We start from the raw sequence: 17,166 nt of genomic DNA on the forward strand, positions 1-17,166 counted from the left end.
TGTCGAACACGCGCGTGCACGACAGAAAGTCCGTAATCGGCATCATCTGTCCTTGCTACCGCCTACGTCACGCTCCTACTTCAACGTGCAAAGCTGAGCGTAACGTCATTCCAGCGTCTTTTCCGCCCATTTCAGCGCGTAGTCGGCCCCATGTTCGCGGTAGGCGTCGGCGTTCAACGCCCCGAACGGCGTCGGTAGCTCGAGATCGTGTTTGATCGCGCTGCAGGCCAGTTCGGCGGCGTCGCCGAACGCCGTCCGGCCGCTGGCGACGTCCTCGGAAAGCGAGGACAGGCGCGGCTGGAGACGCTGGCCGGCGTCGACCCAGGCGTCGTACAGCGGTGGCTGCTCGTCGGCCCAGTCGGCGAACACGGGCCGGGTGTGCAAACCGAGGTACCCCTCGTAGAGTGCGGCCGCGAGCTGGTACGTGTCGGCAGGGTCGAGCCGTCCGGAGACGGCCCCGGCGAACTTCCGGTAGCGGTCTTCGAAAAAGCCGAGGAACTGCTCGGGGACGCCGAGTCCGACCTGCACCAGCGCCTCAGCGAGCAGGAACTGGACGAACGCGTCGGGCAAGCCCGACAGCCGCGGCTTGACCAGCACGATCGGCGGGTCCGTCTGGCGCGTCCAGGCGACGCCGCCATCACCGGGTGCGCCGACGGTGAAGGTGTCGCTCGCGTATTCGGCGAGCACCTCCGGGGCGTCGGCCGGCACCCACGACCGCGGATAGCTCGCCGGGTCGAGCGACTCGACGAACAGCCCGAGTTGTTCGGCACTCGCCGGCGGGAGCGTCTCGAAGTCCCGCTGGACGTCCAGCACGAGCGCTTCGGGCGCGTGGACAGCGCGCACCTGTTCGACGGCGTCGGACAGGGGTCGCTCGGCGAACATCAGGCTGCAAGCGCGGTGTTGACGATCAGGGCGACGGCCAACAACGCCGACAGCCCGATCGTCCCCAGAACGATTTTGGTCGCTGTACTCATGCCCCGTTCTTCCGGGGCAGGCGAGTTAAATACACCGCAGTGACTGGTGTCCGGAGACCGCACTCACCGCAGCCGGTGGGCCACACTCACCGCAGCCGATGGTACGTCTCTCTGAGCGTCGCCGCCGCGACGTCTGCCACGTCGGCAGCCTCACGCTGAGTGAGTGACGCGTCGGATTCGCGCGCAGCCGTGTACAGGCAGGCCGCGGCCACGCCGGCCGGGTTGCGCCCGCTCGCGATCCCCTCGTCTCCGGCCCGGGCGGCCAGTTCCCGAGCACGGCGTTCGACCGCAGTGTCGAGACCGAGTTCGGTCGCGAACCGGGGCAGGTACTCCGCGGGATCGACCGGCCCGGTTTCGAGGTCGAACGCGCGATTGAGCACCCCATAGCAGTTCTTGAGTCGGCCACGGTCGATCCGCGAGACCGCTGCGACCTCCGACAGCGTGCGAGAGATCCCCGCGATCCGACAGATGGCATACAGTGCCGCCGTCGCGATCCCTTCGATCGAGCGACCGCGGAGGAGGTCGTCCTCCTGTGCACTGGCAAAGAGGACACACGCCCGATCGCGGATCGCGTCCGGAAGCGACAGTCGGCCCGCCATCCGCCGGATCTCGATGAACGCCTCCCGCCGGTTGCGCGCGACTTTCGAGGGTGCGTTCGCCCGGTGGTGTTGTGTGCGAAGCCGCGCGAGTCGGCGTCGTTTTTCCGCGGGCACGCTGCGGTCGCGACCGATCTCGGTCGAAAGCCCCATGTCGTGGCGGGCGGGCGTCAACGGCGCGCCCGTACGCTCACGCTCGTCCTCGTCGAACGAACGCCACTCCGGCCCGCGGTCGATCCGGTCCGTCTCGACGACGAGACCGCAGTCGGTACAGACCGTTTCCTGTTCCCCCATCCGGAGCGTCCCCCGACACTCCGGACACAGCTGCTCGCCGCTCGCTTGCATCAGTCCGATTCGATCGAAGGGTCTACTTAAGTCTCGGTAGAGGTGTGTCGACAAGGGACACGTCCCGATCAGAGCCGGTCGGCGATCGCGTCAGCGACGTCGTCGAGTTCCGAGTCGGACGGATCGGGACGGGACTCGAAGAGAGCGTGGATCGGGGTGGCCCCGTCGTCTGGAGAGCGCGGGATCACGTGGGCGTGGACGTGTGGGACCTCCTGGCCGGCGGCCTCGCCGTTGTTGAACGCGACGGTCGTGGCGGGCGCGCCCACGGCGTCCTCGACCGCGGGGACGACCTCGTGCAGCGCGGCGTAGAGGTCGGTCGCTTGCTCGGCGGGCACGTCCTCGAGCCGCTCGTAGTGGTCTTTCGGGATGACCAGCGTGTGCCCCATCGTCAGCGGGTTTGCGTCGAGAAACGCCAGCGCGGCGTCGTCTTCGTAGACGGTTCGGCTCGGAATCTCGCCGTCGACGATTCGACAGAAGATGCAGTCCTCGCTCATGTGCGTATCTGTGACGGCGAACCAGATAATGGTTCGGCGTGCTCTGTGGCTACGAGGACCGCTGCGGCAACGACGATCACTGTGATCGCGACTGGAAACATGTATCTTCCGCTGGTAAATGGAATATTTTAAGTGACGCGGGAGAGCACAGCCGATGCGTTCAGTGGTGGGGGTATCCGTTGTGCGCCGCGGAGGCAATCGCGCAACAGTCCCCGCAACGCCGCTGTACGCACGAATGTCGCTTCCCGACACCACCTGCCAACCGCTGCCCTCCAAGACCCATCGTCCGCGACTACCGTCGGTCCCCGCGTTCCGCTTTTATCGCGAATACAAGCCGACGGATACGTGTTGCAGGTCGAGCGCGCCGATCACTCAGTCAGCGGGAGCGCGATGCCGAACACGAGCGGCGCGAACAGGCCGACGAGGATCCCGAGCATTTCGAGATCGAGAAACAGCGTGTGCCCCCACGTTGGCAGCGAACCGACGACGGCGGGGCCGAGCACTTCTCCGAGCAGGCCGACGACGAGCAGGCCGACGCCGAGGGCGAATCCGCGCCGGGTCAGTTTCGGATAGTCCAGATCTCCGTATCGTCCCATACCCACTTGGCGACGAGAGAACGAAATAAGCCTTTCTACTTCGTCGACGGCGAAATGAAAAGAGTCATAATGACGCCTGGGAGAGGACTGGATATGATCGAAGGACTCACAGAGGTGCTACCGGAGCTATTTTATACGGTTCTCGCAGGTGGACTGACCGGGCTGGGCGTGCTCGCCGAGACCGCGAGTATGCAGACGATCACGGGCGGAGAAACGACGGTCGGCCTATGGATGGCCGCGATCGGGCTCGTGGCCCTGTATGCCGGGTTCAAGCTGGCCCGAGAGAAAGGAATGCTGACCGCCTGAGGAACTCGACACAGCTATCTCGCCTGGTTTTCCCGAGCATATGGCATAGCAGGGTCTTGATATCGGCGCCCAGCAGAGTGATCGACCGACTTCTCTGGAGACATCGAACCATCGTTTCCGATCGGCACTGAGAGGGGTGCCGACCGGCACCGACGATCACTGCCCGGGTCGTCGCCAGCGCCAGATCGCCAGCCCGAGTTCGTACAGCACGATCACGGAAACGACGATCGCCGCGACCTCGCCGGTGGGAAGCCCGATCGCTTCGGCTTCACTGACCAGCGGCGGGTCGGGATTCGCGAAGTAGCCGATCACGATCGCGCCGAGCAGGACCGGGATCCGGGCGCGGCGGAGTCGCAGGAACGCCTGGTAACTGCGTCGCGTGGCCCGCCCTTTGAGCGCCAGCAGCGTTCCCTGGAAGAGGCCGACGATCAGGAGCGCGACGAGCACGGGAAGGTATCCGAGTACCCCGACGCTCTCAAGCGCGTCGACGACCGGGGCCGGGATCGCGCCGAAGTAGCTGCCGGGCATCGGGAGCCGGCTGAGCACGTAGCCGACGAGTGCAGTCGTCCCCCAGACGTACGGACGGGCCGCAGTGGCGTTCGAAAGCGTCGGCGCGAGCGACCCCTCACCAGTCCAGTACAGCAGGGCGAGCGTCCCCTCGAACAGGGCGATCATCGTCGCCGTGACGATGAACGGCGCCATCCCGGTCGGGTCGGGGTTGAAGATGAACGCCACTGTCGCGAAGCCGGCCCAGAAGTACAGCCGCCGGTCGGCCAGCCAGCGCCGGGAGGTGACGCCCATCATGATCGCAAGCATGATGAAAAGCGGAATCTGGAAGACGAAGGCGAAGAAGCCGAGCATCAACACCATCAGCTCGAACGTCTGGCCGAGGCTGAACGCGATCTCGGCGGCGCCTTCCGAGTAGAACAGGAAGTACGTGAAGATCGCCGGCAACACGATGACGTGCGCGAACAGGAGGCCGACGACAGCCAGGATCAGACTCGTCGGCACGGAGGCCAGGTAGTACCGCCGTTCGTGGGGGTATAGCCCGGGTCGCATGAACAGGTAGCTCTCGTAGACCAGCACCGGAAGCGCGATGACGAAGCCCGCGAGCGTCGCGACTTTCAGACGTGCCAGGATGAGTCCGAGCGGATGGTACACCCTGGGACAGGCGCTGCCCTTGGCCACGTCGGCGGCCTGGGCGCACGCCTCCGCCGAGGCCGGCTGGAGGTACGAGTACCAGAGGAAGTTGATGATCCACTCCGAGAACGGGAAGACGACGCCGCTGACGACCGCCATCACGAGGAGCACCCGCAGCAACCGGCTGAACATCTCCTCGATGTGTTCGGTCAGCGGGAGTTCCTCGTCGTCAGGTGCGCCTTCGAGGCCGCCCGGTGGGCCGGGCTCGGGGTCGTAGGGCTCGGCCGGTGGCGTCGGCTCCTCGCCGGGCACGTCGGCACCGCCGGTCTCACCCTCGCCCATAGTGGACGGCGGTTTGTTCCCACCTATTGTAAGCCTTCTTTTCTCTGGGAAGCCGAGATGAGACGGGTCGGGATGGATCGAGCGGGGCGAGCGGCCGTCGTCGATGAATAAATTGATAATAGCGAGTCGGTAAATGCCCCCGAAGAGCTATGGCCGGCGCAATCGACGAGGACACCCGTCGCACTATCGCTGGCGGTCGAGAGGCACTCGGTGCAGCACTCAAGACCGTCCAGCGACACCTCCAGGTCGTCTTTGTCGTCTTCGTCGTCACGCTCGTCGGCACGATCGTCGCACTGCAGAACTACATCTGGGAAGCGCTCAAGCAGGACCTGCTGACAGAGGGGGCCGAAGTCGTCACGATCACGCCCTTCGAGGTGATCCTCCTGCAGTTCAAGATCGGGTTGATCGTCGGCGCGATCGTCTCCGTGCCCGTACTCCTGTATCTCTCCCGGGACGAACTCCGGCAACGGGGGTGGCTGCCACAGGTGCCACTGGCCAAATGGAAGTTCGCCCTGCTACTCGGCGGCGTGCTGACGCTGTTCGTGCTGGGCATCGCGTACGCCTACCTGTTCTTCTTCCCGCTGATGTTCGACTTCCTCATCAGCACGGCCACGAATTCGGGGTTCAATCCCACCTACTCGATCACCAAGTGGATGGAGTTCATCGTGCTGCTGGCGCTGTCGTTCGGGATCGCAGCCCAGCTACCGCTGGTGATGAGCACCCTCGCGTACGCCGAGATCGTCCCCTACGAGACCTTTCGAGACTACTGGAAACACGCGATCGTCGGGCTGTATGCCGGTGGGGCACTGTTCACCCCGCCCGACCCACTGACCCAGCTAATGTGGGCGACACCGCTGGTGGCGCTGTACGCGGGCAGCCTGAAGTTTACCCGGATCGTCGTGACTGTCAAGCGAAGCAGCGAACAGTTCGATTTCCGTGATATCGCCAGACAGAACTGGAACCGGATCGCCGGCATGGCGCTGCTGTCGTTCGTGATCATCTACGTCTTTTTCACCACGGGCGGGCTGACGACGCTGAACGATCTGTTCGGGTCGTCGTCGCTGTGGCCGACGCTGACGCCGCTGCCGGAATCGACCGGGCTCTCCCGTCGAGCGATCGGCGTCCTCTCGGGTGCAGGGGTCGCAATCCTGGTCGCAGTGGTCGTCTTCTATCGGATCATCGCCCGCGAGCTGACGACACTTGACCCGGCGGCGGCCGCGAGCGTCGGCGATCCGGCTGAACTAGACGTCAGCGAACTCGACGCCGCGGGCGTCCGTGCGGCACCCCTGGAACCGTTCGAGGAGATGGACGAGGACGAGCTGATGTCGATCGCCTCCGACGCGCTCGAAAACGACGATCCCGAGCGCGCAGAGGCGCTGCTGGATAAGTTCGACGAGGCCAACGAGGAGACGAGCCAGCCACAGGCGGAATCCACGGGCGAGGGCACACCGGAAGCAGCCGGCGAGAGTGGCGGTGCCCCACCGGAGGCGGGTGACGAGGATTCGAACGTGGTCTCCGAGACGACGGCGGGCATGGTCGACGCGTTCACCGAAGACGAAACCACGGAGGACGACATCGGCGGGTACTACTACGACATCGCGTTCATCCTGGAGTCGCTGACCTCGAAGGCGTTCCGGATCGTCGGGCTGTTCATGGTCGTGCTCGGCGGGCTGTTCTTCTATCTCTACCAGCGCGGGATCAGGGACATCAACGCCGACTTCCTCTCGCGGCTGCCGGCCGGGATGAGTGCCGAGGAGGTTCAACCCGTCGCGTTACACCCCGTCGAGCACCTGATCTTCGAGATCAAGTTCAGCGCGCTGGTCGCCGCGCTCGTGACGCTGCCGCTGGTCCTGTATTACGCCTGGCCGGCGCTGCGCGAGCGCGGGCTGGTCACGGGCGACAAGCGCGTGTTGCTGGTGTGGGGCGGCACGCTGTTCGTCGGCATCGGGATCGGCAGCGCTATCGGCTACTCGATAGTCGCCCCCGCGGTGATATCCTGGCTCGCCCAGGACGCGCTGGGCGCGAACATGATCATCGCCTACCGGATCAAATACTACGCCTGGATGGTCGTCTACACGACGATCGGAATCGGCCTGCTGGCGGAGGTCCCGGTGTCGATGTTCCTGTTTCACTTCGGCGGGCTCGTCTCCTTCAAGACGATGTGGGGCCGCTGGCGCGAGGTGACGATCGGGATCTTCACCTTCGCCATGTTCATCACCCCGAGCGGGATGTTCACGATGCTGATGATCGCGATCCCGCTCGCGCTGGCGTTCTACTTCGGGCTGGCCGTGCTGTGGCTCGCCACGCTGGGCGGCCGTCGCGGCGGTGGTGGTACCATGGTCGAGGAGCCGGCGTGACCGAACCGGCGACCGTTTCAGTGACGATCGGACCGTCCGAGAGGTGCGTGATGGTGCTCCGATAGCGTTTTAGTATTCGCTGAAGAAGATCCAGATATGCCCAAGATAAGCGTCGAAGTGCCGGAAGAGCTCCTGGAGGACCTGGACAGACACGTCGGGGAGGACGGGAAGTTCGTCAACCGAAGCGAGGCGATCCGCGCCTCGGTCCGGAAGACGCTGGACATGCTCGACGAGATAGACGCCCGCCACGATCGGCTGGACGATGTCGAGGAATAGCTCGTCTCTCGCGGTTCCGCAGGTCGCACTGCTCGCGCTGTTCGTCACGGCGCTGATCACGGCGCAGGTGACCGCCGCGAAGGTGCTGGCGTTCGACCTGCCGGTGTCGATCCCGGTCGCCGGCGATACGCTGCTGTTGCCGGGCGCGGCGCTGGCCTACGCGCTGACCTTCTTCGCCTCCGATTGTTACGCCGAGTTGTACGGCCGCCGTGCGGCCCAGGTGATGGTCAACGTCGCGTTCGCGATGAACTTCGTGTTGCTGGCGCTGGTCTGGTCGACGATCGCCGCGCCGATCTCGGGCGCGTCGTCGGTCTCGCAGGCGCAGTTCGCGGACGTGTTGGGGGCCTCGACGGGCATCGTCGTCGGGAGCCTCGCAGCCTACGTCGTCAGCCAGAACTGGGACGTGATCGTCTTCCACCGGATCCGCGACGCCACCGACGGCGAGCACCTCTGGCTACGAAACCTCGGCTCGACCGCCACGAGCCAGCTCATCGACACGGTGATCTTCGTCGGGATCGCATTCTTCGTGTTTCAGGGGCTCCCGCTGGAGGCCGTCGTCTCGCTGATCGTCGGTCAGTACCTCCTCAAGCTCGGAATCGCCGCGCTGGACACGCCCTTCGTCTATCTCGTCGTCGGGCTCGTCCGCTCGCGCGAGCAGGATTCGACGGCACTGGCGTTCGGGGATTGAGCAACCACTTTTCCTCCTCGGGTGTCCTCGGGCCTTCGGCCCTGCGGGAGCCGCTCAGTCAGAAAAACGTGGGGAAAAACACCTCGACCTCACTGCCTCGCGGCTTCACCGCTCGGCTTTTCGCGGTCGCGAGGCGACCGCGCTACCGTTCGGTCGAGCGAAACGGCGCTCGCTCCGCTCGCGCCGTATGCTGGTCCTCTGCTTACGCTTCCGCCTCAGCCACCGACACAACCGCTATCTCCATCTCGGTTCCTTCCACGTCCCAGGTCTTGCGGTGACCGTCCTCGACGCGTCCGAGTTCGTCGGCACGGACCTCTTCTTTGATCAGGTCCTCGTGCTCGGCCACGAGATCGGCCACGCGGTCGTCCGCGATGTCCAGATCGACTCGGATCCGCGCTTCGAGATCGAGATCGAGATCCTTGCGCATCTCCTGGACGCGCCGGATGACCTCCCGGGCGTAGCCCTCGCTCTCGATGTCTTCGGTGAGTGTCGTGTCGACGTAGACGACACCCTCGCCGGAAAGCGCTTCGAAGGACGTGCCTGCAACACCGTCGGGCAGCTGGCGGACGAACTCGACCATGTCTTCCTTGAGGTCGACGCCACGCCCGAGGTCGTCGGCGACTGCCGCCTCCAGCGCCTCGATAGTGGGTTCGGCGATCCGGGCGTCGTTGCAGGCCTGCATGACCTCCTGGGCGTCGCCGCCGAACGCGGGGCCGAGCTTGCTCATGTCGGCCTCGGCGCTATAAGCGAGTTCGCCCCAGTCTGCCTCCGGTTCGATGACCTCGACGTCGCGAGCGTTGAGCCGGTCGGCGATCAGCTCCGAACGGAGGTCGACCGTCCCCGGCAGGTCGCCAGTCTCGTCCGTCTCGACGTCGACGACGACGCGTTTGACCGGCCAGCGGAGCTTGCGTTCTGCCTGCTGGCGGGCGTTCGAGCCCGCCTCCTCGACGGCGCGGACGACCGCGATGTCATCCTCGAGGCCGACGTTCTGCCACTCTCCGTCGCGCTCGGGGAAGTCACACATGTGGACCGTCGGATGGCCGGCGTCGCCGGTCAGATGCTGGTAGACCTGCTCGCTGATGAACGGTGCGTAGGGCGCCAGCAGCGCGACGATCTCCTCCAGGACGCGATAGAGCGTGGCGTAGGCGGCCAGCTTGCTCGGGCTGTTCTCCTCTTCCCACATGCGCTCCCGGACTTCCTGGATGTAGAACCGGGAAACGTCCTCGACGACGAAATCCAGCAGCGTGGTCAGGCCCTTGTCGTGTTCGAAGGCCTCGAAGGCCGCGTCCATCTCGGCTTTCACGGTCTGGAGCCGGGAGAGCAGCCACTCGTCGATGAGTTCGAGGTCATCCTCGACGGACTCGACAGTCGTCTCTTCAGGGTCGAAGCCGTCGGCCCGCATGTAGGGAAGCGGGAAGCGGAAGACGTTCCAGAGGATGTTGAGCCGGCGTTGCATCTCCTGGGTCTCCTCCCAGGAGAAGTTCATGTCCTCACCCTGAGCGGTGACAGAGAGGAGGAACAGCCGCATCGGATCGCGGCCGTGTTCGTCGATGACCTCGTGCGGATCGACGAAGATCCCCTTCGATTTGGACATTCCGCGGCCGTCGGGCATATTGGCGTAGCCGTGCATCAGCACCTCCTCGTAGGGAATCTCGCCCATCGACGCCCCGCCCATGCCGAGCTGCGACCAGAACCACCCGCGGGTCTGGTCGTGGGCCTCGATGATGAGGTCGGCGGGCCACAGCTGCTCGAAGTCTTCGGTCTGCTCGGGGTAATCCAGCGTCCCCCACGTCGCGACCGAGGAGTCGAGCCAGACGTCGAAGACGTCCTCGACGCGAGTGTAGGTGGTGCCGTCTTCGGTGATCGTCAGCTCGTCGACGGTGTCCTTGTGGAGATCGACGTTCTCGGGATCGACGTCCTGGTCGACCCGCTCGGCGAGTTCCTCGCGGTCGCCGACGACGATGGCGTTGCTCATCTCCCCATTCCAGTCTTCCGGCGTCCAGATCGGGATCGGGATGCCCCAGTAGCGCTGGCGGGAGACGTTCCAGTCGGGGGCTTCCTCGACGAAGTCACGGAACCGATTATCGCGGGCCCACTCGGGGTGCCACTCGCTGTCCTCGATGAGCTCCAGTAGTTCGTCTTTGATGTCGGTGATCGTGATGAACCACTGGTCGGTGACGATCCGGACGATGTCGGTGTCACACCGCCAGCAGTGTCCCTCGCGGACGCTGGTCGTATCGTGTGCGAGCAGCAGGTCCTTAGCGTCCAGATCGGCGATGATCTCCTCGTTTGCGTCCCGGACGAACGTGCCCGCGTATTTCCCCGCCTGCTCGGTGTAGTCCCCGTTCGGACCGACCGGACAGAAGATCTCCAGATCGAGTTCCTGGCCGCGCTCGAAGTCCTCCTCACCGTGGCCGGGCGCGGAGTGGACGAGCCCGGTGCGGTCGGCCTCGACGTACTCGGTAGTGTAGACCTGCCCGGATCCCTCAGCCTGGGCGTGATCGGGCACCTCTTCCGCGAGGGGGTGGTCGTACTTCCAGCCGACCAGCTCCTCGCCGTCGAGGTGCTCGACGACCTCGTAGTCCTCGTAGCGCCCCTCCTTGAGCACGTCCTCGACGACTGCCTCGGCGACGTAGAGACGCTCCGTTTCTCCGTCCTTTTCGGCGTCGACGCCGACGTATTCGAGGTCGCCATCGACCGCGACGAAGGTGTTTGCGACGATGGTCCAGGGCGTCGTCGTCCAGATGACGAGGTATTCGTCGCTCGCGGCTTCGCCGCTCGCGCGTTCCGAGGACTCGCTTCGCTCGTCCTCGCGCTCCCGCTCGCTCAATGGGAACTTCACGTAGATCGAGGGCTTCCCGACCTGGTCGTACTCGACCTCGTTGTTGGCGATGGCTGTCTCACACCGGGGACACTGATTGATCGAGCGTTTGCCCTGTTCGACGAGGCCGCGCTGGTGGGCCTGCTCGAAGCCCCACCAGGCCGCCTCCATGTACTCGGGCTCGACCGTCTTGTAGGGGTTATCCCAGTCCATCCAGACGCCGAAGTCCTGGAAGTCGCTCTGCAAGCCTTCGAGTTGCTCGTTGGCGAAGGCCTTGCACTCCTCGATGAAGGCGTCCTCGCCGAACTCCTCGATGTCTTTCTTGTTCTGGAAGTCCAGCCGTTCCTCGACTTTCGTCTCGATGGGCAGCCCGTGCATGTCATAGCCCGGGCGATCGGTCACGTCGTAGCCCTGCATCCGGAGATAGCGGACGTAGATGTCCTTCAACGTCTTGTTCCAGGTCGTCCCCATGTGGGCCGCGCCCGAGGTGTAGGGCGGCCCGTCGACGAAGAAGAAGTCCTCGCCGTCGGCGCGATGCTCGACCGTCTTCTCGTAGGCGTCGACCTCCTCCCAGTACTCGAAGACACGCTCTTCGACGGCGTGTGGATCGTACTGGTCGTCGACGTCGGCGAACCGGTCCATACTGGAAGGAATCGTCGCCGGGATTAAAGGACAATCGGTTGTGTGCCACCGCTTCGGCAGACGCGGACTCGACGTGCGTTACCGGACCATTGTGAGAAACATCTTGAACTGCGAGGCGGCCTCGACGGCGTGGGGCTCGTCCGCCGGCAGGACGATCGCCTCGCCGGCCGCGACCTCGTGTTCGGTCCCTGAAACGGTGACGAGCGCGGTGCCGTCGACGACTTGCAAGATGGCATCGTGCGGTGCCGTGTGTTCGCTGAGACGCTCGCCCTCGTCGAACGCGAAGACGGTGACCGTGACTGCCTCCTCGTCGACGAGCGTCTGACTGACGACGGCATCGGACTGATAGTCGAGTAGATCTCCGATCCCGAACGGCGAGCCGACCAGGTCGAGCAGTTTCTCGCGGTCGGACATCAGGAGAGATCGATGTCGGCGGAGTTATCCTGCCGCTGGAAGGACACTTCTAGGATTCCGTTGTTGTAGGTCGCACTGGCGGAGTGTTCGTCGACGGCGACCGGCAGTCGGACGCGCTCGAAGTACTCGCGTTCGGGGCCGGAAGCGTCAATCGTCAGCTCCTCGCCGTCGCATTTCAGGTCGATAGCGTCTTTCTCGACGCCGGGGATGTCGGCGACGACGCGGATGTGACCGTCCTCTTCGTAGACGTCGAGGTGGATGTCGCGACCGGGGTTCTGGCCGCCGTCGCCGTGGCGCTCGACGTGCATATCGAACTCGCCGCCGGTCATCTCGTTCATCATCCGTTCGAGTTCGCGGAAGAAATCGTCGAAGGGATCGTCGCGATCGTCACGTCTCATACCCGCCGGTAGGGCTGTCCGTCCCAAAAGCCTTCGCCTCGGGGCCCAACAGGCCGGCAGACAGAAGCGAGACGGCTCCGACCGAAGCTATCGACAGCTTCGGAACTCGAGTCCCGATCGACCACAAGAGAACTCGTACTGCCGGCGATACCATTTCGAACTGATTTGACACGACGAGGTGCCGAATATCGTTACAAACGTATAGCGGGCAGTGTTACCGATCGGAACCGAATGGAGGACTTCATTCAGCACGCGTCTAAATCTGCCTTATTGTTTAGGTAATTCAGTTACACGCGCGCGACAATAACCGAAAAACATTTACTCGCTACCGTAGCAATTTCAGACGGAGTAGTAATCATGAGTGCAAGCGACACGGTCAGGATCGGGATCAACGGCTTCGGCCGTATCGGACGGTGTACATTCCGCGCAGCGCTGAACAACGACGACGTCGAGATCGTCGGGATCAACGACGTGATGAGCTTCGAGCAGATGGAGTATCTGTCGAAGTACGACACGACGCTGGGCAACCTTCCCTACGACGTCTCGCTCGACGGTGACACGCTGAGCGTCGGCGAGAACGACATCTCACTGTACAACATCCAGAGTCCCGAGGAGCTGCCGTGGGACGACCTGGACGTCGACGTCGCCATCGAGTCGACGGGGATCTTCCGGACGAAAGACGAGGCCTCGGCGCACCTCGATGCCGGTGCCGACAAGGCGCTGATCTCCGCGCCGCCGAAGGGTGACAAACCGGTGCCGCAGTTCGTCTACGGCGTCAACCACGACGAATACGACGGCGAAGACATCGTCTCCGGCGCCTCCTGTACGACCAACAGTGTCTCCCCGCCGATGTACGTCCTGCTCGAGGAGTTCGGCGTCAACGCCGCCGAGATGACGACCATCCACGCCTACACGGGTTCGCAGAACATCGTCGACGGTCCCAAGAGCAAGACCCGCCGTGGCCGCGCAGCCGCGGAGAACATCGTCCCGACGACGACCGGCGCGTCGACGGCGACGACGGACATCCTGCCCGACCTGAAAGGGAAGTTCGAGGCCATGGCGATCCGCGTGCCGACCCCCAGCGGGTCGATCACCGAGATCGTCGCCGACCTGGAGGGCAACCCCAGCGCCGAGGAGATCAACGACGCCATGCGCGAGTACGCCAACGGCGAACTCGAGGGCGCGATGGGTGCCACCGACGACGAGATCGTCTCCCGTGACATCCTCGGCTGGGAGTATGGCTCCTGTGTCGACCTGAAACAGACGAGCACGGTCGAGGGCGGCGACCTCGCGAAGATCTTCGCCTGGTACGACAACGAGATGGGCTACACGGCCCAGATGATGCGCCTCGCCGAGTACATCGCGTAAGCCGTTCTCCCCAACTGCACCGTTTTTTCAGACACACGCCACCGAACCAGATACGACACCATGCCCGAATACAACACGCTCGACGACCTCGAGCCCGGCCAGCGCGTCCTCGTCAGGGTCGACCTCAACTCCCCTGTCGAGGACGGCGTGGTACAGGACAACAACCGATTCGACCGATACTCCGAGACCGTTGCTGCACTCGCAGAAGCCGACCACAAGGTCGTGCTGATGGCCCACCAGGGCCGACCCGGCCGTGACGACTTCGTCTCGCTCGACCAGCACGCGGAGATCCTCGAAGAGTACGTCGGCAAGCCGATCAAGTTCGTCGACGACATCTACGGTGACGACGCCATCGACGCCATCGAGGCCCTCGAAGCGGGCGAGATCCTGCTGCTGGAGAACACCCGGATGGCCGACGACGAACTGCCCGAGAAGCCCGCCGAGGAACACGCCGAGAGCGACTTCGTCCAGACGCTCGCGCCGCTCTTCGACGCCTTCGTCAACGACGCTTACTCGGCGGCCCACCGCGCCCACGCCTCGACGGTCGGCTTCGCCGTCGAACTGCCGACCTACGCCGGCCTCGTGATGGACAAGGAGTACCAGTACAACACCTCGGTCGCCGAGAAGGAGTTCGACGGCCAGGTGACGATGCTCTGCGGTGGCAACAAGTCCGAGGACGTCATCAGCGTCGTCAACAACCTCGAAGAGAAGGTCGACACGTTCCTCGTCGGCGGTCTGCCGGGCGAGCTGTTCCTCCGCGCGGAGGGCGAGCCCGTCGGGATGGACGTCGGCGACATGGACCTGCTGGACGATCAGTGGGAAGAAACGAAAGGCACTCTCGAAGATCTCGTCGAGAACCGCCGCGACGAGTTCGAGCTGCCCGTCGACTTCGCCTACGAGGACGACGACGGCGAGCGCGCCGAAATCGCCCTCGAGGACATCGAGGAGAAGGACACCGGCTACCTCGACATCGGCCACGAGACGATCGAGGCCTACGAGCCGATCATCCGCGAGTCCGAGGCCGTCTTCGTCAAGGGCGCAGTCGGCGTCTTCGAGGACGAGCGCTTCGCAGACGGCACGGTCGAACTCATCAAGGCCATCGGCGAGACCGACTGCTTCTCGGTCGTCGGCGGCGGTGACACCGCCCGGACGCTGTCGCTGTACGGCCTCGACGAAGACGACTACGACCACGTCTCCATCGCCGGCGGCGCGTACCTCAACGCCCTCACCGGTCAGGAACTGGTCGTCGTCGACGTGCTGAAGAAGTACGCCTGATCGTCGAGACGTCGGAAAATAGCTCGTTTTTTCGGTAGCCCGATCAGTCCGCGGAGCCGACGGCTCCGATCTCGATCTCGCCGGCGTCCAGTTCTGCTTCGACTTCGCGGGCCGCCTCGACCATGTTGGCCATCTTCTGGTAGGCGACCTCGCGGGGCAGCAGCTTCACGCCGCAGTCCGGCGAGACAGTCAGTCGCTCTGGCGGGACGACCTCCAGGCCGCGCTTGATGTTCTCTTTGATCTCCGCGACGGACTCGACCTCGGCGTCGTGGACGTCGACGACGCCCATCGCGAAGTCCTTGGTGAACTCGTGCTCTTTGAAGACCTCGACCTGCTCGAAGTCGCCGTTGGCCAGCTCGAGGTCGAACTCCTCGACGGGGAACTCGAGGATCTCGGGGTAGATCCGCGAGTAATCACCGTAGCAGACGTGCAGTCCCAGGCGGACGTCCTCGGGAACGTCGTCGACGATCCGTTCGAGCGCCTCGCCGACGATGGCGTGGTCGTCCGGCGTCGTCGCCAGCGCGGGCTCGTCGATCTGGATGTAGCGCGCGCCGGCTTCGACCAGCGACTCGATCTCCTGGTTGACCAGGTCCGCGAGCGCGTAGGTCAACTGCTCTTCGTCGTCGTAGACCTCGTTGAAGCTCCAGGAGGCGAGGGTGTACGGTCCGGTGATCGGGACCTTGACGGGTGCGTCGGCCACCTCGTCGGTGAACTCGAACTCCTCGACCAGCCACTGCTCGTCGTATTCGACCTCGTCAACCACGGAGGGCTTGTCGAAGTAGTTGTGGCCCCACACTTTGACGCGGCCGTTGAACTCGTAGCCGTCGATCCGGTGAGCGAAGTACTCGACCATCTCGTTGCGCCGCATCTCGCCGTCGGTGACGACGTCGATTCCGGCCCGTTCGTGCTCGTCGGTGATCAGCCGGGCGGCGTCGTCCTTGGATTCTTCCCAGTCCTCGATATCGAAGTCCGAGTCGGGGTCCTCGAAGAGTTCCCGGGCCGTGTCGTGCCACTCGGGCTTGGGATAGGAGCCGACGACGGTCGTCAGCAGGAAGTGGTCGTTGGAGTGGTCCTCGGGTCGGAACTGCTCGCGCGTGTCCGTCATGCTGTCACCTCCTCGGCGTCGGCCACCGCAGCCAGCGCTTCGAGTTTCTCCTCGAACTTGTTCACCGGCAGGTAGAACAGTTCGGTGTTGGCCGTCGCGTAGATCGTCTCGAAGTCGGTCGCGGTCTGGTCGTCGACCCACTCGATCCGCTCGCGGATCTCGCCGGGCGTCTCGACCAGGGTGTTCTGGCCGTCGACGACGCCCAGCGCGATCGAGTCCTTCGTGCCGTACTCGTTGATGTTGTAGAGGTTCGCCTCGTGGTCGGTCACGAAGTCGTAGCCAACGGCGTCGACGTCGGCGTCCAGCAGGTGAGCGTGGACCTTCTCCTCGAGTGCGCCCCAGTAGGTCTGGACGATCACGTCGGTATCGAGCGCCGAGGCGACGGTGTCGATGGCCGCACTGGCGCGTTCGTCCTCGCCGTCTCCGGGCGAGTTGGTCACGAGCGACGGTTCGAGCAACAGCAGCGTCTCGACGTCGGGGAACTGCTCGGCCTCGCCGGCCAGGAAGTCCGCGATAGCGTCGAGAAACGCCGCGTCGTCGCCGTAGTACTCGTCGGTCGCCAGCTCCGAAAGCGAGTACGGTCCCGGGAGGACGGCCTGCAGTCCCGCGTCGACCTGCTCGTCCGCGGCGGTCAGTTCCGCCGCGACGTCGCCGTCGGCCGTTAGCTCGCCGGTGACGACGGGTTCGCGGTAGAAGTTGTTGTTATCGTAGTATCGGACGATGCCCCGCGTGTCCACGCTATCGTGGACGGCCAGCGGATGCGCGAGCATGTCGTCCCAGCGCAATTGCCCCTCGATGATCCGGTCGAGCCCGGCCGATTGCTGGGCCCCGATGACCTCGGCTCGTGCCTCCTCGTAAACGGAAACGATCTCCCCACTCTCGTCGCCGCTGATCAGGTCGCCCTTCTGATGGCCCTTGAGCCTCGACAACTCGTCTTTTGTCCAGTCCGGTAACGGATACAGTCCCGGTGTCGTTGATACGATCTCTGCCATTGCCCACGAATATGGAATGACGCGCTTTAATATTTAC

The 17,166-nt window shown here is 64.4% G+C and carries 17 protein-coding genes; 6 read left to right on the forward strand and 11 right to left on the reverse strand.

The window, feature by feature from the left end; translation table 11 throughout:
* Window positions 1–105 precede the first annotated feature (105 nt).
* From OB916_RS12295 to OB916_RS12310, 5 genes are all read right to left on the reverse strand, one after another.
* Complete coding sequence (locus tag OB916_RS12295; RefSeq protein ID WP_315909590.1) at window positions 106–882, reverse strand: DUF7089 family protein; 777 nt, start codon at window positions 880–882, stop codon at window positions 106–108.
* On the reverse strand, window positions 882–974 hold the full coding sequence (locus tag OB916_RS17110; RefSeq protein ID WP_449267326.1) for a hypothetical protein: 93 nt from the start codon (window positions 972–974) through the stop codon (window positions 882–884). Before OB916_RS17110 ends, OB916_RS12295 begins: the two co-directional genes overlap by 1 nt.
* 86 nt (window positions 975–1,060) lie before the next feature.
* Window positions 1,061–1,915, reverse strand: a complete 855-nt coding sequence (locus OB916_RS12300) for a transcription initiation factor IIB (RefSeq protein ID WP_315909591.1) — start codon at window positions 1,913–1,915, stop codon at window positions 1,061–1,063.
* 68 nt (window positions 1,916–1,983) lie between these two features.
* On the reverse strand, window positions 1,984–2,409 hold the full coding sequence (locus OB916_RS12305) for an HIT family protein (RefSeq protein ID WP_315909592.1): 426 nt from the start codon (window positions 2,407–2,409) through the stop codon (window positions 1,984–1,986).
* A 368-nt stretch (window positions 2,410–2,777) separates the two neighbouring features.
* Window positions 2,778–3,005, reverse strand: a complete 228-nt coding sequence (locus OB916_RS12310) for a DUF7860 family protein (RefSeq protein ID WP_315909593.1) — start codon at window positions 3,003–3,005, stop codon at window positions 2,778–2,780.
* Window positions 3,006–3,098: 93 nt separating this feature from the next.
* On the opposite strand from OB916_RS12310, the gene OB916_RS12315 reads away from it, so the two are divergent.
* A complete protein-coding gene (locus tag OB916_RS12315) occupies window positions 3,099–3,311 on the forward strand; it encodes a hypothetical protein (protein ID WP_315909594.1) in 213 nt (70 codons plus the stop codon).
* A gap of 156 nt (window positions 3,312–3,467) precedes the next feature.
* Here the strand turns inward: OB916_RS12315 and tatC are convergent, their stop codons facing one another.
* Window positions 3,468–4,793, reverse strand: coding sequence for a twin-arginine translocase subunit TatC (tatC, locus tag OB916_RS12320; RefSeq protein WP_315909595.1), 1,326 nt, complete (start codon window positions 4,791–4,793; stop codon window positions 3,468–3,470).
* Window positions 4,794–4,942: 149 nt separating this feature from the next.
* Here tatC and OB916_RS12325 point away from each other — a divergent pair, with 149 nt between their 5' ends.
* The 3 genes from OB916_RS12325 to OB916_RS12335 all read left to right on the forward strand — a co-directional run bounded on the left by OB916_RS12325 (window position 4,943) and on the right by OB916_RS12335 (window position 8,114).
* The gene (locus OB916_RS12325; protein WP_315909596.1) at window positions 4,943–7,150 is read left to right on the forward strand and encodes a twin-arginine translocase subunit TatC; all 2,208 of its coding nucleotides are present in this window, start codon (window positions 4,943–4,945) and stop codon (window positions 7,148–7,150) included.
* Window positions 7,151–7,246: 96 nt separating this feature from the next.
* On the forward strand, window positions 7,247–7,426 hold the full coding sequence (locus OB916_RS12330) for a ribbon-helix-helix domain-containing protein (protein ID WP_315909597.1): 180 nt from the start codon (window positions 7,247–7,249) through the stop codon (window positions 7,424–7,426).
* Window positions 7,413–8,114, forward strand: a complete 702-nt coding sequence (locus OB916_RS12335; RefSeq protein ID WP_315909598.1) for a queuosine precursor transporter — start codon at window positions 7,413–7,415, stop codon at window positions 8,112–8,114. The genes OB916_RS12330 and OB916_RS12335 overlap by 14 nt, the downstream gene beginning before the upstream one ends.
* A gap of 202 nt (window positions 8,115–8,316) precedes the next feature.
* On the opposite strand, the gene ileS is transcribed toward OB916_RS12335, so the two are convergent.
* The 3 genes from ileS to OB916_RS12350 form a co-directional block, all read right to left on the reverse strand.
* Window positions 8,317–11,577 carry an isoleucine--tRNA ligase gene (gene ileS, locus OB916_RS12340; RefSeq protein WP_315909599.1) on the reverse strand — a complete coding sequence of 1,087 codons (3,261 nt, stop codon included), beginning with the start codon at window positions 11,575–11,577 and terminating at the stop codon, window positions 8,317–8,319.
* Between the two features lie 78 nt (window positions 11,578–11,655).
* Window positions 11,656–11,991 (reverse strand): cupin domain-containing protein, encoded by a 336-nt coding sequence (locus tag OB916_RS12345; RefSeq protein ID WP_315909600.1) that lies wholly within the window; start codon window positions 11,989–11,991, stop codon window positions 11,656–11,658.
* Entirely contained in the window at window positions 11,991–12,389 is a 399-nt protein-coding gene (locus tag OB916_RS12350; protein WP_315909601.1) for an Hsp20/alpha crystallin family protein, read from the reverse strand. The genes OB916_RS12345 and OB916_RS12350 overlap by 1 nt, the downstream gene beginning before the upstream one ends.
* Window positions 12,390–12,746: 357 nt before the next feature.
* On the opposite strand from OB916_RS12350, the gene gap reads away from it, so the two are divergent.
* Together gap and OB916_RS12360 are read left to right on the forward strand one after the other, a co-directional pair.
* Window positions 12,747–13,757 (forward strand): type I glyceraldehyde-3-phosphate dehydrogenase, encoded by a 1,011-nt coding sequence (gene gap, locus OB916_RS12355; RefSeq protein WP_315909602.1) that lies wholly within the window; start codon window positions 12,747–12,749, stop codon window positions 13,755–13,757.
* 60 nt (window positions 13,758–13,817) lie between these two features.
* Window positions 13,818–15,032: a phosphoglycerate kinase gene (locus tag OB916_RS12360; RefSeq protein ID WP_315909603.1), complete on the forward strand. Its 1,215-nt coding sequence runs from the start codon at window positions 13,818–13,820 to the stop codon at window positions 15,030–15,032.
* 43 nt (window positions 15,033–15,075) lie between these two features.
* Here OB916_RS12360 and OB916_RS12365 read toward each other — a convergent pair whose 3' ends face one another.
* Window positions 15,076–16,137: a methionine synthase gene (locus OB916_RS12365; protein ID WP_315909604.1), complete on the reverse strand. Its 1,062-nt coding sequence runs from the start codon at window positions 16,135–16,137 to the stop codon at window positions 15,076–15,078.
* Complete coding sequence (locus OB916_RS12370) at window positions 16,134–17,129, reverse strand: 5-methyltetrahydropteroyltriglutamate--homocysteine methyltransferase (protein ID WP_315909605.1); 996 nt, start codon at window positions 17,127–17,129, stop codon at window positions 16,134–16,136. The genes OB916_RS12365 and OB916_RS12370 overlap by 4 nt, the downstream gene beginning before the upstream one ends.
* Window positions 17,130–17,166 lie beyond the last annotated feature (37 nt).

The organism is Halapricum hydrolyticum (genome assembly GCF_025517535.1).
Taxonomy (GTDB): Archaea; Halobacteriota; Halobacteria; order Halobacteriales; family Haloarculaceae; genus Halapricum; species Halapricum hydrolyticum.